The organism is Pedobacter jejuensis (genome assembly GCF_003725795.1).
GTDB classification, from domain to species: Bacteria; Bacteroidota; Bacteroidia; order Sphingobacteriales; family Sphingobacteriaceae; genus Pedobacter; species Pedobacter jejuensis.
In genome coordinates this window covers 80,140-101,553 of sequence record NZ_RBEE01000008.1, presented here as the reverse complement: position 1 = coordinate 101,553, position 21,414 = coordinate 80,140, and the positions used below count along the sequence as shown (strand labels likewise).

Sequence of the window (21,414 nt, the reverse complement as noted above, 5' to 3'; positions counted from 1 at the left end):
AGTAGATAGTTTTAAAAAAATAGGAAGCTTGTTAATAGAAGATTTATTAACTAAATAGGATTTTTACCACAGAGCAAACAGAGCTAAGGCACAGAGAACACAATGAATTTATTTGGTAAATTTTTTTAGTATCATTTCACATTGTGTTTTTCTTAAGGCCCACTAAGAATAAGAATATGAAAGAAGATTTGTTAACAAGAACAATTATAGGGTTAGCTATTGATGTTCATAAAGCCCTTGGGCCTGGATTACTCGAAAGCGCATATAAAGAATGCTTATTCTATAAAATCGAAAATGCAGGGTTTTTAGTTGAAAAGGAAAAAATGATGTCTTTAACTTTTGAGGATATTAAAATAGATTGTGGTTATAGAATAGATATTTTAGTGGAGAATAATTTAGTTTTAGAGTTGAAAAGTGTAGAGAAAATCGCCGATATACATTTAGCGCAAACCTTAACATATATGAAATTAGGTGGGTTCAAATATGGTTTGCTGATAAATTTTAATGTTTTACTCTTGAAAGATGGAATAAAACGAGTTATTAATGGTTATTGATTAAACTTAGTTTCCTCTGTGAAAATCTATGTGACCTCTGTGGTAAAAAGAACCATGCATGTCTGGTCATCTCAAGTGTTTAGAGTAATATATAATTGTGTTTATTGTGTGAAAATCTTAATGGCCTCTGTGGTTAAAAAATTGAAAAAATACTATCTTAGCATTCGTGGAGAAAGTTAATGTTTTAGCGCAATATATGCCTGCCCAGGCTGCACCACTAATTGCAAAATGGATAGATTATTTTCAGTGTGAATTTAAAATTGCCAAAACCCGTTCTACCAAACTTGGCGATTACCGACATCCATATCAAGATAAAGGACATCGAATTTCCGTAAATTTCAATTTAAATCATTACGCTTTTTTGGTTACTACCGTTCACGAATTTGCACATCTTTTAACTTGGAACGATTTCAAAAATAAAGTAAAACCACATGGGTTAGAGTGGAAAAAAAACTTCCAAAGAATGATGGTTCCATTTTTTGAAATGAATATTTTTCCAGATGATATTCATAAGGCGATAGATAATTATATGTCGAATCCTGCCGCGTCCAGTTGCTCAGATTTACATTTATCAAGAGCTTTAAAAAAATATGATTCTGGTAAGACCGAAACCTTACATTTAGAACAATTGCAAGTAAATACCATTTTCAGAATAAAAGATGGAAGGCGGTTTACCAAAGGAGAGCGAATAAGAAAGCGGTATCGATGCGTTTGTTTAGACGACAAACGGATTTATCTTTTTAATCCTTTGGCGGAGGTTTTTGTGGTGGATTAACCTATTACCGAAAATAAAACTAATTGATTAACTTTACTTTATGGAACAAATTTTCGACCGTATTTATATTGATAGTGATATTTGTAATGGAAAACCAATTATTAGAGGTAAGCGGATTACTGTACAAACGATTATGGAATTTTTATCGGCCGGAGAATCTGCAGAAGAAATTTTAAAGCAATATCCATCGTTAGAACCAGAAGATATTACAGCCTGCATGCGTTACGCAACTGAACTTTTGAACCACAGCTTTGTTATTAAACAGTCAGTTGCTTAAATGACTCAAAAGTTTTTAATTGATGTAAACCTACCTCGATTTTTCGCTTTGTGGAATTCAAATGAATATATTCATCAGTATGATTTAGGGGATGAATGGACAGATTCAAAAATATGGCTTTATGCCAAAGAAAATAATTTAACCATTGTCACAAAGGACAGTGATTTTTCTTCGCGTATACTTTTACATGTTCCTCCGCCAAAAGTGATTCACATTAGATTAGGAAATATGAAAATGTCTTCCTTCTATAACACACTAAAAGCATTATGGCCAGAAGTTATTCAATTAAATATTGACTATAAATTAGTAAGTGTATTTAGCGATAGAGTTGAAGGTTTTAAATAAACCTAAATTCATCCCCATCAAATAAACCTTTATTGCTCAATTTTAAATGTGGAATAACCAGTAAAGCCATAAAAGAAAGCGTCATAAAAGGAGCTACTAATGTAGAGCCAAGTTCTTTTGAAAACCTATCAATAGACGTATATAATTCAGCTACCTCATAACCATTGTGGTTGCTCATTAAACCTGCCACAGGTAGCGGCAAAACTTCTTCTTTTCCATTTCCTACAGCCACTACACCACCAGTTTCTTTGATAACCAAGTTTACCGCCTCACAAATACTTTTATCATCTACACCCACGGCAATAATGTTATGACTATCATGCGCTACGCTCGATGCGATTGCACCTGCTTTTAAACCGAAATTTTTAACAAAGGCCACGGCAATTGGTGCATCAAAGTAACGGTTAACCACAACCATTTTTAAAACATCATTGTCTAAATCGCTATTGATATTTCCCTTTTCTACTTTCGGTAAGCAAAACAATTTATTGGTAATTAACTGCCCATCTAAAGCTTCGATAACTGGTATTTGCTCTTGACCTGCAAAGGGAAACACAAAATCTGCCTCTTTTTTTGAGCTGCATTTAAAATGATTTACAGATGCTTTATCTTCAACTTTTTGTATCCAATTACCAACTGTCTTGCCGTTTTCTGCCAATAAAATTCCACCAATATAGGTTTGCTTTACCTTAAAATTTATTAAATCTTCAATGACGATGAAATCGGCATAGTCGCCAACCTGCAAAGCGCCAACATCTAATTTATAGTGTAGAATTGGATTGATGCAGGCAGCTTGTAAAACATTAAAAATATCGATTCCTCTTGAAATTGCTCTGGCGCAAAGTACGTTAATGTGACTTTCAACCAAGCTATCAGGATGTTTATCATCACTGCAAAACATCATCATTTCTGGCCAATCGTTTAATAAATCAATTAAAGCATCGAAATTTTTTGCAGCACTTCCTTCGCGGATTAATATTTTCATACCCCTTTGAAGTTTATCCAAAGCCTCTTCAGCAGTAAAACATTCATGGTCGGTAGAAATTCCGGCATCAATATATTGCTGAACAGTATCGCCGCGTAATCCTGGTGCATGTCCATCAACAGGTTTGCCCAATTCGTGGGCAGCTGCTATCTTCTTTAGAACTTCTTCATCCTTAAAAAGTACACCAGGGAAATTCATCATTTCACTCAGGTATTTTATCTCCGGTCTTTCTAAAAGTGCCTTAACATCATCGTGGTTTAACTCAGCACCAGCTGTTTCAAAAATGGTTGCCGGAACACAACTCGGTGCACCAAAGTTGAATTTAAAAGGAACGGTATTTCCATTATTTATCATAAATTCAACACCTTCCATTCCGCAAACGTTGGCAATTTCATGTGGGTCGCTGATGGTTGCAACCGTACCGTGAACAACAGCAAGCCTCGCAAATTCACTCGGAATAAGCATGCTGCTTTCGATGTGGACATGGCTATCAATAAATCCAGGCAGGATGAAAGGAATTCCATCCCTTTGCTCAGCAATTTTATTGATGGATTTTATCTTCCCATCTTCAACTTCAACCTCGCCAAAGAAAATACTTCGCTTTGTAATATCTATAATGTTTCCTTCAACCTTAAAATTACTCATCGTATATGTCTTATTTTAACGTCACCCTAAATTCATTTCAGGGTCTTAATAGCAAATAAGATGCTGAAATAAATTCAGCATGACGATACGGAAATAACCGTTTCTAAAATTTCAATAATTTTTCTATCGTTTCAGCTAATCTGGCTTTTGCCAAAAAGTTATCTTCTAATGCTTTATTCATGGGTATTGCCGTATCTAAACTTGCGCAACGCATTACCGGTGCATCCAAATGCAGAAAGCAATGTTCTCCAATCCATGCAGAAATTTCGGCTCCGAAACCATTGGTTAAAGTGTCTTCATGTAAGATTATAACTTTTCCAGTCAATTTTACAGCCGCTAAAACTGTTTCCTTATCCCAAGGCTGAAGTGTGCGTAAGTCAATCAGAGTTGCATCAAATTCAGGGTTATTTTTCAGGTAATCTAAAGCCCAATGAACACCTAAGCCGTAAGTAATTATCGTGAACTGTTTTCCATCAGTTAGCTTAACCGCTTTGCCAATTTCCGTTGTAAAATAACCATCGGGAACGGGACTGCTTAAACTTCTATATAAATATTTATGTTCGAAATACAATACTGGATTTGGGTCTTCAATTGCAGCCAGCAATAAACCTTTTGCATCCTCAGGGAAAGCGGGATAAACGATTTTCAAGCCGGGCGTTTTGGTAAACCACGCCTCGTTACTTTGCGAATGAAAAGGACCAGCAGCTGTTCCGGCGCCTGTTGGCATTCGAACTACAACATCGGCCTTTTCGCCCCATCGGTAGTGCGTTTTAGCCAAATTGTTTACAATCTGATTAAAGCCAACGGTTACAAAATCTGCAAACTGCATTTCTACAATGGCCTTAAAACCATTGATGGATAAACCCAATCCTGCACCCACAATTGCCGATTCGCAAATTGGTGTATTGCGAACCCTACCTTTTCCGTATTTAGCTGTAAAGCCATCAGTAATTTTAAATGCACCGCCATAATCTGCAATATCCTGACCCATTAAAACCAGATTGGGATACTTCTGCATCGCCAAATCCAAGCCATCTGTTATTGCATCTAAATATCTTTTTTCTGTTGAAGATGAAGCAGGTTCAATTACTTTTTGTACAAAAGGAAAATACATATCGCTTTCCTCTATAATGGAATCCACTTTAGGTTCTGGCTCTTCAAAAGCTTCTTCCACTTCTAATTCGATAGCCTTTTTGATTTGAATTTTGATATCAATGATTGAATCGGATGTTAAAATCCCCTGAGTAATTAAATAAGATTCATAATTGCTTAAAGGGTCTTTCTTTTCCCATTCATCAAATAATTCTTGCGGAACATATTTTGTACCCGACGCCTCCTCATGGCCACGCATCCTAAAAGTAAGGCACTCTACCAAAACTGGTCGTGGGTCTTTTCTAATTTCGGATGCCAGTTGATTGATGGTATCGTAAACTTCCAAAATATTGTTTCCATCAATTTGAACACCTTCAATGCCGTAACCAATCGCTTTATCTACCAAATGTTTACAGCGGAATTGTTCGGATTTCGGAGTAGATAAGCCATAACCATTGTTTTCAATAATGAAGATAACAGGCAAATTCCAAACAGCAGCTACATTAACCGCCTCATGAAAATCGCCTTCGCTTGTGGCGCCCTCACCAGTATATACCAAAGTCGCTTTTTGCTTGTTGGCTAATACATCGGCTAGTGCAATACCATCTGCCAAAGCCATTTGCGGACCAAGATGAGATATCATGCCAATAATTTTATAGTCTTGTGTACCAAAATGAAACGAGCGGTCGCGGCCTTTGGTGAAACCCGTTGCTTTGCCTTGCCATTGTGCCATCAATTTTTTAAGCGAAATATCGCGACTGGTAAAAACACCTAAATTCCGGTGCATGGGTAGAATATATTCATCGCTTTGCATGGCTAAAGTGGAGCCAACCGCAATGGCTTCTTGTCCAATACCCGAAAACCATTTACCAATTCTACCCTGACGCAAAAGTTTGAGCATTTTTTCTTCAACCATTCTCGGATAAAGCAGTCTCTTGTATAAATTCAATAAGAATTTGTCGTCTTTATCTTTTCGATTGAATTGCATTTCGGTTCTCAGTTTTTAGTGAGCAGTTGATAGGAAACCTAAGATTCCTTACTTTTCTTCAAATCTTCCCACTGTTTTGCAAAAGATTTATCTGCTACTTTTGGCATTTCACGGTACTTACCCCAGCTTTTTTTGAAGAAACTTTTAAGCATGAAATTTTTAAATTTCCCACCAAATAAATCCATCCACTTGCGTTTTTGCATCATTCGGTTAAACATTCCCCAGCCAATTTCTTCAACTTTACCATTTTCGTGGCTGGTTGCCGCATCTCGGCGATTGAGTAAAAGCATTTTGTGTATGTCGATTTTAACCGGACAAACTTCAGAACATTTTCCACACAGGCTGGAGGCATAGCTTAAGTGCTTAAATTCTTCCATACCCTTTAAATGCGGCGTAATCACCGAGCCTATTGGTCCGCTGTAAGTGGTGTTATAAGTATGACCGCCGATATTTTTATAAACCGGACATGCATTTAAACATGCACCACATCGAATGCAGTATAAACCTTGTCGCTGGTCTTTTTGAGCCAAAAGATTCGTACGCCCGTTATCTAAAAGGATAACATACATTTCTTCCGGTCCATCGGTTTCATTTGGTTGGCGTGGTCCGCTTAAAATAGTATTGTAAACAGTTAAATTTTGTCCAGTTCCATGTGATGCTAATAAAGGCCAGAACAAGTCCAAATCTGCCATCGATGGAATTATTTTTTCGATACCAACTATGGCAATATGTATCTTCGGAAATGTTGTACTTAAACGGGCATTTCCTTCATTTTCGGTAATGGCGATACTACCAGTATCGGCAATTAAAAAGTTTCCTCCACTAATTCCAATATCAGCATTTAAATATTTATCGCGAAGTAACTCTCTGGCTTTTTGCACCAATTGAGGAGGCGTTGCATCAATGGGCGTTCCGAACTTATCATGAAACAATTTTGCTATATCTGTCGCACTTAAATGCATTGCAGGTGTAACAATATGGTAAGGCGCTTGGCCAAGCAATTGAACAATGTATTCGCCTAAATCACTTTCTAACGATTCAATTTGATTACTTTCCAGGAAATCATTCAAATGAATCTCTTCGGTCGTCATCGATTTTGATTTGATAACCGTTTTGCCGTTATTCCTTTTGATGATGTTTAAAATCTCTTGTTGTGCTTCTTCGGCATCATTTGCCCAAATAACTTTTCCACCTCTGCGTTGAAAATTCGATTCAAATTCGGGTAAAAATTTATCCAGATTTTCCATCACACGCCATTTTATAACATGAGCTTTCTTTTTTGATGCCTCCAGGTTTTCGAATTTTGATAATCCGCGTTCTACAGCTACATTGTATTTGCCAATATTGTAATTGATGGTTTTACGATGTGGCAAATCGAAAGCTTTCTCATCAGACTTCTCTAAAAATTCCTCGGCAGTTTTCATCATAACTCAAAGATAGGAATTTCTAATGCTGCCTAAAGTAATGTGCATAAAAAAGCCTCCCGAATAATCAGGAGGCTTAATATTTTGACTTAATTATTTCTTTGGATTTCCTTTTCCATCCATATCAACGGCTGGTCGTTTTGCTTGGTTAGCCAATTCCCATGCAGTATAGTAGGTTAACTGTGCTCTTTTTGCCAACAGCGGGAAGTTAATTTTGCTAACCTCATCACCTGGTCGGTGATAATCTTGCTGCAACATACCATCGTAAAAGAAAATAATCGGAATACCAAGTTTTGCAAAGTTATAATGGTCTGAACGATAATAAATTTGTTCTGTATCGTTTGGATCATCATATTTATAATCTAGTTTCATTTTGGTGTACGTTGCATTTACGCGTTCGCTTAAGTTAGCCAGCTCACTACTCAACATTTTAGAACCAACTGAATAGATGTAATTTGCAGAATCCGGTTTGCCTAAATACTCCTCACCAATACGACCAATCATATCTGTATTTAAATCGGCAATTGTGTTTTCAACAGGAAAAACCGGATGCTCAGAATACCATTCAGAACCCCATAAACCTTTTTCCTCACCAACAACTGTCATGAATAAAATGCTACGTTTAGGGCCTTTACCTGCTTTTTTCGCATCCATAAAAGCTTTAGCCATCAATAAAACGCCGGTTGTACCAGAGCCATCATCATCGGCGCCATTATTTACTTTATCAGTTGCATTTGGGTCGGTTACTAAACCAATATGATCGTAATGGCCAGTTAGCACCAATACTTCTTTTTTAAGCACAGGATCTGAACCTTCTAAATATCCAAGTACATTTTCGCATCTAACAGGAACTTCATTTTTAGCAGCACTTGCAGAGAAAGGAACATTTAATACTGATGAAGATGGAGCTTGACTATCTACAATTTTCTTTTGCAAATCTGCAGCTGTAGTGTTCGATGCTTTTAATAATTCATTTGCTACTATGGTAGAAATAGAAATACGAGGAATTTCATTTTGTTTTTGCGCTTCAATAGCTGCATTGGTTTTAACCATTACTCTGCCTTTATTTTGAGCATTTTTGGTATTTTCAGTTATTCTATCCACCATTGGGTCGATAAGGATAATTGCTTTTACCTGGTTATCTGCAAAATATTTTGCTCTCTTCTCTAGCATCGCTCGGTAAGCTGCCCTGTCAATCCTCGTTCCCGGTTTCATTGTTGGGTCGCCAGAACTAAACATCATTACCACTTTGCCTTTGATATCTACACCTGCAAAATCGTTATAGTTATCTTTATTGATGGCGTAGCCTACAAAAACAATTTGATCTGTCGAAAAAGTAAATCCTTTATCGCTAATTAAGCTAGGCGATACAACATAATCTTTTTGGTATTCTTTTGGCTGCCCATTTACGGTTACCTGGCTTTGCTTTAAAGTAACATTTACCAAATCGATTTTTTGAAAATATCCACCATCTACTGGACCTTTTAAGCCAATAGATTTAAAATAATCGCGGATGTAGTCTGCAGCCATCCAAGCACCTTTTGTTCCTGTCTCACGACCTTCATATTCATCAGATGATAAAACAGAAAGATGTTTAAGTCCATCCGCAGGATTTATAGCCTTGCTAAACTTCATTGCATCTTTATTAGGCGCAAGTGGTTTAACTTGAGCAAAGCAACTCGCTGTAAGGAGCGATGCAATACTAAGGGTTAAAATTTTTTTATTCATTATGTAGTAAAAGTTAGTTTTTTATTAAATCAACACGAGATTTTATTAACCCGATTTTGGTGACGACCGCCTTCAAATTCGGTATTTAAGAAAGTTGTGGTAATTTCTTTTGCTTCTTCTTCTGAAACAAACCTGGCGGGAATGCATAAAACATTTGCGTCGTTATGTTTTCTAACTAAAGATGCAACTTCATTTACCCAGCATAAGCCAGCTCTGATGTGTTGATGTTTGTTTGCTGTTATAGCTACGCCATTGGCCGAACCACAAAGTAAAATGCCGTATTTGCAATTTCCATTCTCTACTGCAGATGCCACTGGGTGTGCAAAATCAGGGTAGTCAACAGAATCTAACGTATGTGTTCCGAAATCTTCAACCTCATAATCATAAAGGAATTTCTTAAGCATTTCTTTAAATTCAAAACCAGCATGGTCTGCACCGATGGCAATTTTTATTTTATCGTTTGGCATTGTTCAAATTTATAGAGAATTATGAAATCTGTTCGTAATGTTTTTGTTAGTTAGCATAGAAGGCAGCATCGGCTTTTTTCTTCTTTTTTTCTATATATGCTGATACAAAAATACTCGCTTCGTATAATAAAAATAGTGGTGCTGCTACGGTAAGCATTGTTAAAATATCCGGCGTTGGTGTAACAATTGCTGCAATAATGAGGATGATAACAGCAGCATATCTTCTGCTTGATCTCATTAACTTTGGTGTCATTAATCCAAGTTTGGATAATATAAATATGATGATTGGCAGCTCAAATATAATCCCGGTTCCGAGTGTAAGTGTTGTTATCGATGACACATAAGAATCTATAGTGAACGTGTTTTTAATTTCAGAACTAACCGTGTAACCAGTCAAGAAATTAATTGACAGTGCACAAATTATAAAATAGCCGAATATGATTCCAATTATAAATAGAACTGAAGCAAAAAACACAAAACCGCTTGCAGATTTCCTTTCTTTTTCGTGTAATGCAGGTTTAATAAAGCGCCATATCTCCCAAAGTAAGTAAGGGAAACCAAGTACAATACCACACATTACGCATACATTTAATTGCAGGTTAAATTGTCCTGCCATTTCTGTGTTAATAATCTCACCATTTATTTTGGTGATACACATATCTTTACCTAGTGATGGGAAATGTTCTACCAATTTACACATCATTCTATAGGTCCAGAAATCAGGCTTTTTAGGGCCAAAAATTACCTTGTCTAGTATTTCTTCGTTAAAATAGAAGGCAATTCCGGTAAATACGCCGATGGCAATTACAGCTCTGATTAAGTGTTTACGCAGTACATCGAGGTGATCAAAAAAAGACATTTCTGCCTCTAAGGTTGTTCCTTTACTCCCGATAGCTTTTAATAGTGATGATTTGTTAGTGTCGCTCATGTTGAAAACAAAAATACCATTCTAAATGAATAGAATGGTATGTACGTGCTAAATATAGAAATAGTTTAGGTTATTCTGAGAATTCAAATGTTTCCATAAATTTTGTTGTGAAATTTCCAGCTCTAAAATTTGGATCTTTCATCAACTGCAAGTGAAATGGAATTGTTGTTTTTACCCCTTCAATTACAAATTCTCCTAATGCTCGTTCCATTGTACAAATCGCTTCTTCACGTGTTTGTGCAACGCAAATTAACTTTGCAATCATCGAATCGTAGTTGGATGGAATTTGATAACCAGCGTACACATGTGTATCTACGCGAACTCCATGTCCGCCTGGTGAGTGAAAGTTGGTAATCTTGCCCGGTGAAGGGCGGAAATTATTCGCAGGGTCTTCTGCATTTATGCGACATTCAATCGCATGCATATTTGGAAAATAGTTTTTACCTGAAATTGGAATTCCGGCCGCAACTTTAATCTGTTCTTTAATTAAGTCGAAATTAATAACTTCTTCTGTAACCGGATGTTCTACCTGAATTCGGGTATTCATTTCCATAAAATAGAAGTTACGGTGCTTATCTACTAAGAATTCTATTGTTCCCGCACCTTCGTAATTTACAGCAGTTGCACCTTTAATTGCAGCTTCACCCATTCTTACACGAAGTTCATCCGTCATGAAAGGCGATGGCGATTCTTCAACTAATTTTTGGTGACGACGTTGAATAGAGCAGTCGCGTTCTGATAAATGGCAAGCTTTTCCATATTGATCGCCAATAACCTGAATTTCTATATGGCGTGGGTCTTCGATATATTTCTCTAAATACAATCCATCGTTACCAAATGCCGCACCTGATTCCTGGCGAGCACTATCCCAGGCATTTTCGAAATCTTCATCTTTCCAAACCACACGCATACCACGGCCACCACCACCGGCAGTTGCTTTAAGTATAACCGGATAGCCCATTTCATTAGCAATCGAAATACCTTCTTTTACACTTGTCAATAATCCTTCAGAACCTGGAATGGTAGGAACACCTGCAATTTTCATCGTTTCTTTAGCAGATGCTTTGTCGCCCATGCCATTTATTTGCTCTGGTGTAGCGCCAATAAATTTGATGTTGTATTCGCGGCAAATATTTGAAAATTTAGCATTCTCAGATAAAAATCCGTAACCAGGATGAATTGCATCTGCATTGGTTAGTTCTGCAGCAGAAATAATATTCGGGATATTTAAATAAGAATCTTTACTTGGTGGTGGGCCGATACAAACTGCTTCATCTGCAAAACGTACATGCAAACTTTCTCTATCTGCTGTAGAATAAACAGCAACCGTTTTAATGCCCATTTCCTTACAGGTACGGATGATACGCAAAGCGATTTCGCCCCTGTTGGCAATTAGTATTTTTTTAAACATAGTTTTTTAATTGTTGATTACACTGATTATTCGATTACACTGATTTATTCAGTGAAAAATAATATACATAATCAAATTCTAAATTAAATGCCATGAATCGTGTCTCTACGAACCATTTTATATTTTATTCGATTTGTGCAAATACAAAATCGAGGCGTAAAATAGACAATTTACTAAATAGGTTCTACTAAAAATAGCGGTTGGTCATATTCAACCGGAGATGCATTATCTACCAATATTTTAACAATACGGCCAGAAACTTCACTTTCAATTTCGTTAAAAAGTTTCATTGCTTCAATAATACAGATTACTTTGCCAGTACCAATTTCATCGCCAACATTAACAAACATTGGTTTATCAGGACTTGCAGAACGGTAAAAAGTACCAATCATTGGTGATTTTACTGTAATGTAATTTGATGTATCTTCTGCAGCAGGTGCAACTGGAGTAGCAGCAGGAACAGTAGGAGCAGTAGCAACCGGTGCAGCTGCCTGTAAAAGCGGAGCTTGTGGTACGGTAGCATGCACAACTGTTGGTGCTTGGTTGGTTTTAATCGTAATCTTAAAGTTTTCTTGCTCTATGGCAACTTCGTTTACACCCGAACGAGAAACAAATTTAATAAGTTCCTGTATTTGTTTGATATCCATTTTTTAAGCTTGTTATGTAAAAAATAGTGTTAATGAATTAACTAAGTTATACTTTTTTTGTTTTATTTTTAATTGTTTAGTTTTTGGATGTTTCGTTGTTTAGTCAACTATGTTCGATATTTAACTTACAAACACAAAAGAACTAAACCAAACAACCAACTAACTATTGTAAGCCCATTTAAGGTAGATAGAACCCCAGGTAAAGCCACCGCCAAAAGCAGCTAAGATGATATTATCGCCTTTTCTTAATTTGCTTTCCCATTCCCATAAACATAAAGGAATAGTGCCATTGGTCGTGTTTCCGTAGCGTTCTATATTTATCATTACTTTATCGGTGCTTACACCCATACGGTTTGCAGTGGCATCAATAATTCTTTTGTTGGCTTGGTGAGGCACTAACCATGCAACGTCATCGGCTGATAAGCTATTGCGTTCCATAATTTCTGCAGCAACATCTGCCATATTGGTAACCGCAAATTTAAATACAACTGGTCCTTCCTGATGAGCATAATGCAATCTTGCATCAATACTTTCGTGTGTAGCTGGGATAACTGATCCACCTGCCTTCATGCCTAAGTAATCTCTTCCAGAACCATCTGTTCTTAAAATTGAATCTAAAACACCTAATCCTTCTTCATTTGGTTCTAGTAAAGCACAGCCACAACCATCTCCAAAAATGATACAAGTTGTACGGTCTTCATAGTTTATGATAGATGACATTTTATCGCCACCAACAACCAATACCTTTTTATGCCTGCCAGATTCTATGAATGATGCTCCTGTTGATAAGCCGAAAATAAAGCCAGAACATGCTGCCTGTAAATCGTAACCCCAGGCATTTATTGCACCAATTTTATCAGCTAAAACATTTGCTGTTGCTGGAAAAGTAAAATCAGGAGTTGTAGTGCAGAAAATAATTAATTCAATTTCTTTGGCATCAATACCTCTTTTTTTTAGCAAGCCATTAACAGCATGAACTGCCATATCTGAAGTGCCTAATCCTTCTCCTTTTAAAATTCTACGTTCTTTAATACCCGTTCTGCTGGTTATCCATTCATCCGAAGTTTCAACCATGGTTTCTAACTCTGCGTTTGTAAGCACATAGTCGGGGACGTAACCATTTACTGCGGTAATAGCAGCGTGAATTTTACTCATTTTAATAAATTATTTAAATGCCATTCTAATTTTTTCTACCAATCCGGTGGTAATCATTTCTCTGGATTGAAGAACCATATTTTTCACGGCACGTGGACTTGAAATTCCATGTCCGATAACTACCGGAGCATTAACACCTAAAACCGGACTTCCGCCATATTGCTCGTAGTTAAAACGATCAAAAAATTCATCTTTCATCCCTTTCTTAACAGTTAATACATAAAATGATTCTGCTAATTTAAGTACTACGTTTCCTGTAAAACCATCGCATACAATAACATCAGCCTTCTCATTAAATAAATCTCTGCCTTCTACGTTACCTACAAAATTGAATAGATTGGTTTCTTTCATTAAAGGAAAAGTAGCCATACTTAGCATATTGCCCTTTTCATCTTCCTCGCCTATGTTTAATAAAGCTACTTTTGGCGAATTTATTTGCCACAAGTTTTCTGCATATAAACTTCCTAAAACACCAAATTGTAGTAAAATATCAGGTTTACAATCTGCATTTGCACCAACATCAAGCAATAAGCCTGTGCCGCCTTTAATTTTCGGAAGTATGGTACATAAACATGGGCGTATAATGCCTGGAATGGTTTTAACGCTGAAAACTGCGCCTACCAGCATTGCTCCAGAATTACCTGCACTGGCAAAAGAATCGATTTTTCCTTCTTTTAATAAGTTAAAACCAACAGCAATGCTCGAATTTGGTTTCTGAACAATTGCTTTTGTGGGATGTTCGCCCATACCAATTACTTCATCAGTATGAACGTATTCAAAATGATCCGGATTAAAACCCTCTTCAGCAAGAATTGGTTTAATCAGTTCGGTATCGCCGATAAGAACTAAATGTTCACCAGCGTTTAGCGATTGATGAGCTGCTATTGCTCCTAAAACAATTGCTTTAGGAGCATAGTCTCCGCCCATTATGTCGAGGCCTATTTTCATAGAAAAAATCTGTCTGTGTTAGTTTTAGGTTAATCCTAAAATTTTCAGTTGACTAAGGTATGACTAAAGCCGCTGAAAACACAAACAATTTTTTAAGAAAATTACCCGATTTGAGTATTTTCGATAACCAATTTACCGTTATAGTATAGGTTACCATCAACGTTGTAAGCACGGTGAGGTACGTGGATAGCACCTGTTGCTGAGCATGTTGCTAAAGAAGGAGTTACTGCTTTATAGTGCGTTCTTCTTTTATTTTTTCTCTGTTTCGAGATTTTCCGTTTTGGATGTGCCATTGGTGTATAATCTAATTATTTTTTTAACTTATTAAGTGCTTCCCAACGTGGGTCGCTATTTTGTTTATTTTCTTCTGCTTGCTTATCGATGGATAGTTGCTCCAATCGCTCAATCATTTCCTGGTCGCAATCTTTATCTGCTTGCTCACAGTTTTTAATATATGGTACTGCTACGTTAATCATTTCGTATAGCGGACCTGAAATATCAATTGCGGTTTCTTTTCTGCTCAGCGAAATAATTTCATCATCATCGCTTTCTAAATCATCACCTGCAAATTTTACAATCTGTCTTTCGTACAAATTTATTGGTAGAGGAAATTCAGATAAGCATTTGTCGCAATCTAAATTTACGGTGCCAATAACTTTAAATCTCAACAGCAACATGGTTTCTTGTTTATCAAGTTCCAGGTCAACTTTTAAATTACCGCTTTTAATTAATGAGTACTCGAAAGCATTAAAAAAGGTGTCATCAAGCTCATATTCAAACTGATGGATTCCCAATTTTAATCCGGTAAACGGTACTGAAAATTGTTTTAGCGGGTTCAAAGTACTATAAAATTTTAGCCTGCAAATGTAGGGATAAATAAATTAGATAAAAAATGTTTTTTATAAATTGTTGGCTGTTAAAAATCTGCTGAGTTTTAATAACCACACAGATTTACTCTTTTAGAATCATCTCCTTATCATTTCTACTCCATTCGCTCCATGAGCCAACGTAAAGTTTTGGAATGTCCAGACCAGCATAATCCATAGCTAAAAGCGTGTGACAAGCGGTAATGCCTGAGCCGCAATGTACAATCACATTTTCGGCATGTACATCATTTAAGGCTTTAAAATATTTATCTTTTAATACTTCTGGTGATAAAAATAAGCCATCAGCATCAAGGTTTTCGGTAAATGGAATATTCGTTGCGCCAGGAATATGGCCGGCAATTAAATCTATAGGTTCGGTTAAGCCAGCAAAACGGTTGGCATCACGAACATCAACAACAATATATTCATCTGTTTTAGCTACTTTTTCAACTTCGTTAATGTCTGATAGCGGTAAATTCCAAGAACTTACCTCGTATTTTTCAACAGTTCGTGGTATTTCAACTTTGTTTGATGTTGGGAAGCCTGATTTAATTGCTGCCTGAAATCCACCATCAATTACCTGAACTTTTTTGTGGCCGATTGATTTTAACATCCACCATAACCTTGCAGCAGCATTACTACCGCTTTTATCATCATATACAATTACGCGAGAATCTTTCGTAATGCCAAGCTTCTGTAAAACGTTTGAAAATTGTTCGAAAGTTGGCAATGGGTGTCGCCCGCCTATTGCAAAGTCTCCAATATTGGCTAGGTCTTCGTTCACATCTGCAAATAATGCTCCGACTAAATGTTGTGCATCATATCTTGCTTTCGAACCGGCACTGGCATCTACAATAACAATTTCTTCATCCTGATTTAGCCAGGTTAACTCTTCTGGCTTTATAATTGGCGATAGTGACATGTCTTTATAAATTTCTTATTATTTTCAATACTTCAATACTACTGAAATCATTTTATTTTGAAATTAAGTTTAATGCAAAACTTTAACAAAAATAAACTTAGAAGTGAAATACTTCTGATAAAACCAATAAGGTTTTTAAAACCTTATTGGTTTGAAAAAGATTCGAACGCTCGCCTGTTAGAGGGGTTGAGAAAGCAGGACTACAGGAACCGATAAAAACCGAACCTTGCTTTACAAAACGTATCTTAAGAATACTAATTAGTTTTATGTTTTACCTCAAACCTTCATGCCTTCAGCCTTATGAAGCATCATCCTTAATGTCGAATTGTGTTTCTACCACTTTACCACCGCCGCGTAATTGGTTGCTTAGCAATTCTTCTTGTTCTCTGCGATTTTTAACAATGTGGATAGCTGAAAATAAAGCTTCGGTAAATGAGGTAGAATCGGCTAAATTTTTCCCCGCAATATCGTAACCTGTTCCGTGGTCGGGAGAGGTGCGTACGAAATTTAAGCCAGCTGTATAATTTACGCCATTGTGGAAAGCCAACGTTTTGAAAGGAATTAAACCCTGGTCGTGGTACATGGCCAATACAGCATCAAATTTTTTATAACTGCCGTTACCAAAAAAACCATCTGCGGGATAAGGACCGAAACAAACAATACCTCTATCGTAAGCTTCTTGGATAGCAGGAGCAATAATTTCTGCTTCTTCGGTACCCAACAAACCATTGTCGCTAGCATGTGGATTTAAGCCTAAAACTGCTATTTTTGGTTTCTCAATCCAGAAATCCTTTTTTAAACTCTCGTTAATCAGTCTGATTTTGTTAACTATTTTTTCTTTGCTAATTGATGAGGGAACAAATGAAACGGGAATATGTCCGGTAACGACACCAACACGCAAGTTTTCGCTGATTAAAAACATCAATACATCTTTACTTCCGCTTTTTTCTTGCAAATATTCGGTATGACCCGGAAAAGAAAATGTTTCTGATTGAATGTTGTGTTTATTAATTGGAGCCGTAACTAAAGCATCAATATCTCCAGCTACTAAATCTGCTGTTGCTCTTTCTAAAGATAAAAGCGCATATTTTCCGCCTGTTTCAGTAACCTGGCCAAGTTCTATTTTAACATCTTCTTCCCAGCAATTAATCATGTTTGCTTTTTTAAGCTGCGCTTGATTGGCATGATTAATTACGTTAAAACTAAAATCGCCAAGGTTATTGGCTTTTCTGTGAAAAGATGAAACTTTAGTGTGGCCATAAACAATTGGTGTACAATAATTTAGAATGGCAGGATTAGATAATGTTTTAATAATTACCTCCAAACCTATGCCATTTACATCGCCTATACTAATACCAATTTTAAGTTTATTGCTCATAATTACCGGAAAATTTTAGCGCAAATTACTGATTTTCGTTTAAAGACTTTAAAAAAAATGAAACACCAAAAAAACACTAAGTCATTTGCAAAGAAATATTAAGCCTATCTTTGAAGCTTAATTTAATTTTAAAAGTCCTGATTTATCGGGATTCGAGGTATGAGTTTAGTAAAAGCAAAGAAACATTTAGGTCAGCATTTTTTAACCGATAAAGGCATTGCCAAACGCATTGTAGAAAGCTTGATAAGTACCGATAAGTACAACCAGGTTTTAGAAGTTGGCCCAGGTATGGGAATTCTTTCTGATTTTTTGTTGCAGCGCACAGATTTGCAAACTTACCTAATCGATATCGATACAGAATCTTTTCATTTTTTAAACGAAAAATATCCGCAGCTTGGCGATAAGTTAATCAATGGCGATTTTCTTAAGTTAAACTTCGATGATATTTTTCCTGATAAATTTGCCATTATAGGCAACTTTCCTTACAATATTTCCTCGCAAATTTTATTTAAAATTTTAGATAATCGGAATAAGGTGGTTGAAATGGTGGGTATGTTTCAAAAAGAAGTCGCCCAGCGATGTGCTTCGCCTGCCGGCACCAAGGAATATGGTATTTTAAGTGTGTTTCTACAAGCATATTATAAAATTGAATACCTTTTTACGGTAAAGCCAGGCACTTTTAATCCGCCTCCCAAAGTTCATTCTGCCATAATTCGTTTAACCAGAAATGAAGTTGAGGCTTTAGATTGCGACGAGAAATTGTTTTGGCGTGTAGTAAAAGCCGGTTTTAATCAAAGAAGAAAAACCTTGCGAAACGCACTTTCTGCAGCCATGCCCAGAGATAAAATGGATGACCATATTTACTTTGAAAAGAGAGCCGAGCAGTTAACTGTTGAAGATTTTGTTGCTTTGACAAAACATGTGAGTTCTTTAACTACAATTTAATTTTTTTGAAAAGCAGGTTTCGGAGCTTTTAGGTTACAGCAGCCCCGCTTTACATTTCAAGTCCTTGCTACGCCGCGGGCTTTCCATTTCAATCGGGTTTAGAAACCAAAATAAAATGCAATAAACACAAATTAAAGGTAATTTGCATAATATATTTCTTGCAAATGGATGATTAATCTGATTGATTTTCTGCTTTCCTTTGCATCATAATTTAAAAATCATGGTTAATTACAGCGAAATTTTCAGCGGTCAAGGAATGGATTATTTAACATATCGTGCCTTGATAGATAAACTTTTGTTAGAGGGAAAAGCCACGGGCGATGTAACTTACGATTTGCATTATACTAAAATGAATGTGCAAAGGATGAGTCGTGTTGATAAGACGATTAACTTAACAGATGAATTAACATCAACTGTAAATCAACTTAAAGAAAATTATAAGTTTTTAGTAATTACCGAAGGTTGGTGTGGTGATGCCGCACAAATAGTCCCGGTGTTTAACAAAATTGCAAATGCATCTTCAGGTAAAATCGATTTAAAATTTGTTCTTCGCGATAAAAATTTGCCTTTAATCGATGCGCACTTAACCAATGGTGGTAGAGCAATCCCTGTTTTAATCATTCTTAATGAAACTGGCGATAAAGTTTTGGCAACTTGGGCGCCACGGCCACAAGTTTTGCAAGAGCTTTTAAAAGAGTGGCGTAAAGAAACTACCGAAATGACAATTTTATCAGAAAAACTTCATGGTTGGTATGCTAAAGATAAAACGCAAACTACACAAGCAGAATTAAATCAGCTTTTGAAGGGCTTGGAAAATTAATTAATCTAGAGATTTTAAAACAGAATGAAGTTGGTGATCAGAGATGGAATCTCGATCAGATTTATCATAAATAGAGAGCAAATAGATTGTTTTATTAACAACCCTTACTCGGGTAATTAACCTCGCTCCAGAAGATTTACCTCTCCCTTTGCTAGTAATGGCGATTCTAATTTTGAAACAATCATCTCCAATAGATATGCCTTGTTTAGGATTTAATTTGAGTTGCTCAACAAAGGAGATTACATCATGTTTAGCAGATTTATGTTTTTTACATAATTTTTTAAATTCTTTATCGAAAAGGGATGAAGTTAAAACTTCATATTTCATTAATTAAATCTTCAAAACTTTTTAACTTCAATTTTCCTTTCTCGGCTAATTCAGATTCCTTATAAGCCTGGGCTAAATCATTAAGATACTTATCTTTGGTTTTAGAAAAATTTTTAATTTTAATGCCTTTCATAGTTCTCAATGTTTCCAATATCGAAATGGCTTTATCGTCTTTTATTTCCAATGTAACTTCCATAAAAATCTAGTGATTACTTAAAGATACAAATATTTTATTGCGTATTATACGTTCTAATCAACAGTAACACTTAAACCTTCTTGCTGCAAAATTTTTCTATAAACTTCCATTTCGGTAAATGAACCTTCCAAAACCGGGCATTTGCCTTCATTATGAACTTTCCAGGCAATTTTTTCTGACTGAGATTCGTTGTAATCCAAATACTTCATCATGCAATATATAACATGTTCGAAAGTATTTACATCATCATTCCACAAAATAAGGCGATGTACGGTTTTTAGAGAAGTTAGAATTTCTTCGAGCGTAAAGGTCTCTTCTTTGGTTTCTGTAGACATGGCGCAAAAATACTAATTTTATGGAAGATGTAATAGTTTATGTAAGATGGAATAGGTAAAATGGATTAGGATTAAAATAACAAGCGCATTTCTCATCTTCCCTTCTACATTTTACATATTCTTCCATCAGTTTTAATACATTTGTTAACCAAATAATATAAGAGCATGCACCAATCCAAAATCGCAGGAATCGGATACTACGTTCCTAAAAATGTATATACCAATAATGATTTAAGTCGCTTTATGGAAACCAGCGATGAATGGATTCAGGAACGCACCGGAATAAAAGAACGCCGATTTGCAGATAGGTATGAAGAAACCACTACAACAATGGGTATCGAAGCTTCCAAAATCGCGATAGAACGGGCAGGAATCACAGCTAAAGATGTTGATTTTATTGTGTTTGCAACTTTAAGTCCTGATTATTATTTCCCGGGTTGTGGTGTTTTATTGCAACGCGAAATGGGTATGGGCGAAATTGGGGCATTGGATATTCGCAATCAATGTTCAGGCTTTGTTTATGCATTATCTGTGGCCGATCAGTTTGTTAAAACTGGCATGTATAAAAACGTTTTGGTTGTTGGTAGCGAAAAGCATTCTTTCGCAATGGATTTTGAAACCCGAAGCCGAAACGTATCTGTAATTTTTGGTGATGGTGCTGGAGCTGTGGTTTTACAACCAACTGATGAACCGGGCAAAGGAATTTTAAGTACGCATTTGCATAGCGATGGTGCGGATGCCGAAATATTGGCTATGTACTATCCCGGTTCTCATGCAAATAAATGGATGAAAGATAAACCTGCGTTTCCAGATCAGGAATTGGGAGGTTTGTTTATGACGCCCGAAATTTTAGCAAGTGGTGCCGCGTTACCTTATATGGACGGGCCATCGGTTTTTAAAAAAGCAGTTGTAAAATTCCCCGAAGTAATAAAAGAAGCTTTGGCTGCAAATAATTTAACAGAAAAAGATATAGATATGTTGGTGCCGCATCAGGCAAATTTAAGAATCAGCCAATATGTACAGCAATTGCTTGGTATAAAGGATGACCAAGTATTTAACAACATTCAAAAATATGGCAATACAACTGCTGCATCGGTACCAATTGCATTGTGTGAGGCTTGGGAAGCAGGCAAAATTAACGATGGCGATTTAGTCTGTTTAGCGGCTTTCGGGTCTGGCTTTACCTGGGCAAGCGCCCTATTACGTTGGTAAATTCCGTTTTAGTATCTAATTTTTGATATTTCGTGTAAAATAAC

24 protein-coding genes are annotated in these 21,414 nt (G+C 36.3%); 7 read left to right on the top strand and 17 right to left on the bottom strand.

Features of this window, described 5'->3' with window-relative positions; genetic code table 11:
• Window positions 1–176 precede the first annotated feature (176 nt).
• The 4 genes from D7004_RS05425 to D7004_RS05410 all read left to right on the top strand — a co-directional run bounded on the left by D7004_RS05425 (window position 177) and on the right by D7004_RS05410 (window position 1,951).
• The gene (locus D7004_RS05425) at window positions 177–554 is read left to right on the top strand and encodes a GxxExxY protein (protein ID WP_123204856.1); all 378 of its coding nucleotides are present in this window, start codon (window positions 177–179) and stop codon (window positions 552–554) included.
• A 166-nt stretch (window positions 555–720) separates the two neighbouring features.
• On the top strand, window positions 721–1,329 hold the full coding sequence (locus D7004_RS05420; protein ID WP_208646794.1) for a SprT-like domain-containing protein: 609 nt from the start codon (window positions 721–723) through the stop codon (window positions 1,327–1,329).
• Between the two features lie 40 nt (window positions 1,330–1,369).
• Entirely contained in the window at window positions 1,370–1,606 is a 237-nt protein-coding gene (locus D7004_RS05415) for a DUF433 domain-containing protein (protein ID WP_123204854.1), read from the top strand.
• Window positions 1,607–1,951, top strand: a complete 345-nt coding sequence (locus tag D7004_RS05410) for a DUF5615 family PIN-like protein (RefSeq protein ID WP_123204853.1) — start codon at window positions 1,607–1,609, stop codon at window positions 1,949–1,951.
• Here the strand turns inward: D7004_RS05410 and ade are convergent.
• From ade to pdxA, 14 genes are all read right to left on the bottom strand, one after another.
• On the bottom strand, window positions 1,944–3,581 hold the full coding sequence (gene ade, locus D7004_RS05405) for an adenine deaminase (RefSeq protein WP_123204852.1): 1,638 nt from the start codon (window positions 3,579–3,581) through the stop codon (window positions 1,944–1,946). The two genes, D7004_RS05410 and ade, sit on opposite strands and share 8 nt — an antisense overlap.
• A 103-nt stretch (window positions 3,582–3,684) precedes the next feature.
• Window positions 3,685–5,661, bottom strand: a complete 1,977-nt coding sequence (locus D7004_RS05400; RefSeq protein WP_123204851.1) for an alpha-ketoacid dehydrogenase subunit alpha/beta — start codon at window positions 5,659–5,661, stop codon at window positions 3,685–3,687.
• Between the two features lie 38 nt (window positions 5,662–5,699).
• On the bottom strand, window positions 5,700–7,088 hold the full coding sequence (locus tag D7004_RS05395) for a LutB/LldF family L-lactate oxidation iron-sulfur protein (RefSeq protein ID WP_123204850.1): 1,389 nt from the start codon (window positions 7,086–7,088) through the stop codon (window positions 5,700–5,702).
• 90 nt (window positions 7,089–7,178) lie between these two features.
• Window positions 7,179–8,813: a M28 family peptidase gene (locus D7004_RS05390; protein WP_123204849.1), complete on the bottom strand. Its 1,635-nt coding sequence runs from the start codon at window positions 8,811–8,813 to the stop codon at window positions 7,179–7,181.
• Window positions 8,814–8,842: 29 nt separating this feature from the next.
• Window positions 8,843–9,280 (bottom strand): ribose 5-phosphate isomerase B, encoded by a 438-nt coding sequence (gene rpiB / locus D7004_RS05385; RefSeq protein ID WP_123204848.1) that lies wholly within the window; start codon window positions 9,278–9,280, stop codon window positions 8,843–8,845.
• A gap of 46 nt (window positions 9,281–9,326) precedes the next feature.
• Window positions 9,327–10,208, bottom strand: coding sequence for a twin-arginine translocase subunit TatC (gene tatC, locus D7004_RS05380; RefSeq protein ID WP_123204847.1), 882 nt, complete (start codon window positions 10,206–10,208; stop codon window positions 9,327–9,329).
• Window positions 10,209–10,278: 70 nt separating this feature from the next.
• Complete coding sequence (accC, locus tag D7004_RS05375) at window positions 10,279–11,619, bottom strand: acetyl-CoA carboxylase biotin carboxylase subunit (RefSeq protein ID WP_123204846.1); 1,341 nt, start codon at window positions 11,617–11,619, stop codon at window positions 10,279–10,281.
• Window positions 11,620–11,792: 173 nt separating this feature from the next.
• Window positions 11,793–12,266, bottom strand: a complete 474-nt coding sequence (gene accB / locus D7004_RS05370) for an acetyl-CoA carboxylase biotin carboxyl carrier protein (RefSeq protein ID WP_123204845.1) — start codon at window positions 12,264–12,266, stop codon at window positions 11,793–11,795.
• A 159-nt stretch (window positions 12,267–12,425) separates the two neighbouring features.
• Window positions 12,426–13,421: a beta-ketoacyl-ACP synthase III gene (locus D7004_RS05365; protein ID WP_123204844.1), complete on the bottom strand. Its 996-nt coding sequence runs from the start codon at window positions 13,419–13,421 to the stop codon at window positions 12,426–12,428.
• Window positions 13,422–13,430: 9 nt separating this feature from the next.
• Window positions 13,431–14,369, bottom strand: a complete 939-nt coding sequence (plsX, locus tag D7004_RS05360) for a phosphate acyltransferase PlsX (RefSeq protein WP_123204843.1) — start codon at window positions 14,367–14,369, stop codon at window positions 13,431–13,433.
• A gap of 101 nt (window positions 14,370–14,470) precedes the next feature.
• A complete protein-coding gene (gene rpmF / locus D7004_RS05355) occupies window positions 14,471–14,662 on the bottom strand; it encodes a 50S ribosomal protein L32 (protein ID WP_025143959.1) in 192 nt (63 codons plus the stop codon).
• A 15-nt stretch (window positions 14,663–14,677) separates the two neighbouring features.
• A complete protein-coding gene (locus tag D7004_RS05350; RefSeq protein WP_123204842.1) occupies window positions 14,678–15,208 on the bottom strand; it encodes a YceD family protein in 531 nt (176 codons plus the stop codon).
• Between the two features lie 112 nt (window positions 15,209–15,320).
• Window positions 15,321–16,157 carry a sulfurtransferase gene (locus D7004_RS05345; RefSeq protein WP_123204841.1) on the bottom strand — a complete coding sequence of 279 codons (837 nt, stop codon included), beginning with the start codon at window positions 16,155–16,157 and terminating at the stop codon, window positions 15,321–15,323.
• 298 nt (window positions 16,158–16,455) lie between these two features.
• Entirely contained in the window at window positions 16,456–17,535 is a 1,080-nt protein-coding gene (pdxA, locus tag D7004_RS05340; protein WP_123204840.1) for a 4-hydroxythreonine-4-phosphate dehydrogenase PdxA, read from the bottom strand.
• A 159-nt stretch (window positions 17,536–17,694) separates the two neighbouring features.
• Between pdxA and rsmA the strand changes: the two genes are divergently transcribed.
• Complete coding sequence (rsmA, locus tag D7004_RS05335) at window positions 17,695–18,480, top strand: 16S rRNA (adenine(1518)-N(6)/adenine(1519)-N(6))-dimethyltransferase RsmA (protein ID WP_123204839.1); 786 nt, start codon at window positions 17,695–17,697, stop codon at window positions 18,478–18,480.
• A 220-nt stretch (window positions 18,481–18,700) separates the two neighbouring features.
• A complete protein-coding gene (locus D7004_RS05330) occupies window positions 18,701–19,300 on the top strand; it encodes a thioredoxin family protein (RefSeq protein WP_123204838.1) in 600 nt (199 codons plus the stop codon).
• Here D7004_RS05330 and D7004_RS05325 read toward each other — a convergent pair whose 3' ends face one another.
• Genes D7004_RS05325 through D7004_RS05315 form a run of 3 tightly spaced genes read right to left on the bottom strand, consistent with a single transcriptional unit; the run spans window position 19,301 to window position 20,158 of the window.
• The gene (locus tag D7004_RS05325) at window positions 19,301–19,627 is read right to left on the bottom strand and encodes a type II toxin-antitoxin system RelE/ParE family toxin (protein ID WP_123204837.1); all 327 of its coding nucleotides are present in this window, start codon (window positions 19,625–19,627) and stop codon (window positions 19,301–19,303) included.
• Window positions 19,617–19,823, bottom strand: a complete 207-nt coding sequence (locus D7004_RS05320; protein ID WP_123204836.1) for a hypothetical protein — start codon at window positions 19,821–19,823, stop codon at window positions 19,617–19,619. The genes D7004_RS05325 and D7004_RS05320 overlap by 11 nt, the downstream gene beginning before the upstream one ends.
• Window positions 19,824–19,876: 53 nt before the next feature.
• Window positions 19,877–20,158, bottom strand: a complete 282-nt coding sequence (locus D7004_RS05315; RefSeq protein WP_123204835.1) for an ATP-dependent Clp protease adaptor ClpS — start codon at window positions 20,156–20,158, stop codon at window positions 19,877–19,879.
• A 165-nt stretch (window positions 20,159–20,323) separates the two neighbouring features.
• Between D7004_RS05315 and D7004_RS05310 the strand changes: the two genes are divergently transcribed.
• On the top strand, window positions 20,324–21,370 hold the full coding sequence (locus D7004_RS05310; RefSeq protein ID WP_123204834.1) for a 3-oxoacyl-ACP synthase III family protein: 1,047 nt from the start codon (window positions 20,324–20,326) through the stop codon (window positions 21,368–21,370).
• Window positions 21,371–21,414 lie beyond the last annotated feature (44 nt).

Bases quoted from the DNA above. Each gene is read 5' to 3' on its own strand.
- D7004_RS05425 (WP_123204856.1), top strand. From the start codon at position 177: ATGAAAGAAGATTTGTTAACAAGAACAATTATAGGGTTAGCTATTGAT.
- D7004_RS05415 (WP_123204854.1), top strand. From the start codon at position 1,370: ATGGAACAAATTTTCGACCGTATTTATATTGATAGTGATATTTGTAAT.
- D7004_RS05410 (WP_123204853.1), top strand. From the start codon at position 1,607: ATGACTCAAAAGTTTTTAATTGATGTAAACCTACCTCGATTTTTCGCT.
- ade (WP_123204852.1), bottom strand. From the start codon at position 3,581: ATGAGTAATTTTAAGGTTGAAGGAAACATTATAGATATTACAAAGCGA.
- D7004_RS05400 (WP_123204851.1), bottom strand. From the start codon at position 5,661: ATGCAATTCAATCGAAAAGATAAAGACGACAAATTCTTATTGAATTTA.
- D7004_RS05395 (WP_123204850.1), bottom strand. From the start codon at position 7,088: ATGATGAAAACTGCCGAGGAATTTTTAGAGAAGTCTGATGAGAAAGCT.
- D7004_RS05390 (WP_123204849.1), bottom strand. From the start codon at position 8,813: ATGAATAAAAAAATTTTAACCCTTAGTATTGCATCGCTCCTTACAGCG.
- rpiB (WP_123204848.1), bottom strand. From the start codon at position 9,280: ATGCCAAACGATAAAATAAAAATTGCCATCGGTGCAGACCATGCTGGT.
- tatC (WP_123204847.1), bottom strand. From the start codon at position 10,208: ATGAGCGACACTAACAAATCATCACTATTAAAAGCTATCGGGAGTAAA.
- accC (WP_123204846.1), bottom strand. From the start codon at position 11,619: ATGTTTAAAAAAATACTAATTGCCAACAGGGGCGAAATCGCTTTGCGT.
- accB (WP_123204845.1), bottom strand. From the start codon at position 12,266: ATGGATATCAAACAAATACAGGAACTTATTAAATTTGTTTCTCGTTCG.
- D7004_RS05365 (WP_123204844.1), bottom strand. From the start codon at position 13,421: ATGAGTAAAATTCACGCTGCTATTACCGCAGTAAATGGTTACGTCCCC.
- plsX (WP_123204843.1), bottom strand. From the start codon at position 14,369: ATGAAAATAGGCCTCGACATAATGGGCGGAGACTATGCTCCTAAAGCA.
- rpmF (WP_025143959.1), bottom strand. From the start codon at position 14,662: ATGGCACATCCAAAACGGAAAATCTCGAAACAGAGAAAAAATAAAAGA.
- D7004_RS05345 (WP_123204841.1), bottom strand. From the start codon at position 16,157: ATGTCACTATCGCCAATTATAAAGCCAGAAGAGTTAACCTGGCTAAAT.
- pdxA (WP_123204840.1), bottom strand. From the start codon at position 17,535: ATGAGCAATAAACTTAAAATTGGTATTAGTATAGGCGATGTAAATGGC.
- rsmA (WP_123204839.1), top strand. From the start codon at position 17,695: ATGAGTTTAGTAAAAGCAAAGAAACATTTAGGTCAGCATTTTTTAACC.
- D7004_RS05330 (WP_123204838.1), top strand. From the start codon at position 18,701: ATGGTTAATTACAGCGAAATTTTCAGCGGTCAAGGAATGGATTATTTA.
- D7004_RS05325 (WP_123204837.1), bottom strand. From the start codon at position 19,627: ATGAAATATGAAGTTTTAACTTCATCCCTTTTCGATAAAGAATTTAAA.
- D7004_RS05320 (WP_123204836.1), bottom strand. From the start codon at position 19,823: ATGGAAGTTACATTGGAAATAAAAGACGATAAAGCCATTTCGATATTG.
- D7004_RS05315 (WP_123204835.1), bottom strand. From the start codon at position 20,158: ATGTCTACAGAAACCAAAGAAGAGACCTTTACGCTCGAAGAAATTCTA.
- D7004_RS05310 (WP_123204834.1), top strand. From the start codon at position 20,324: ATGCACCAATCCAAAATCGCAGGAATCGGATACTACGTTCCTAAAAAT.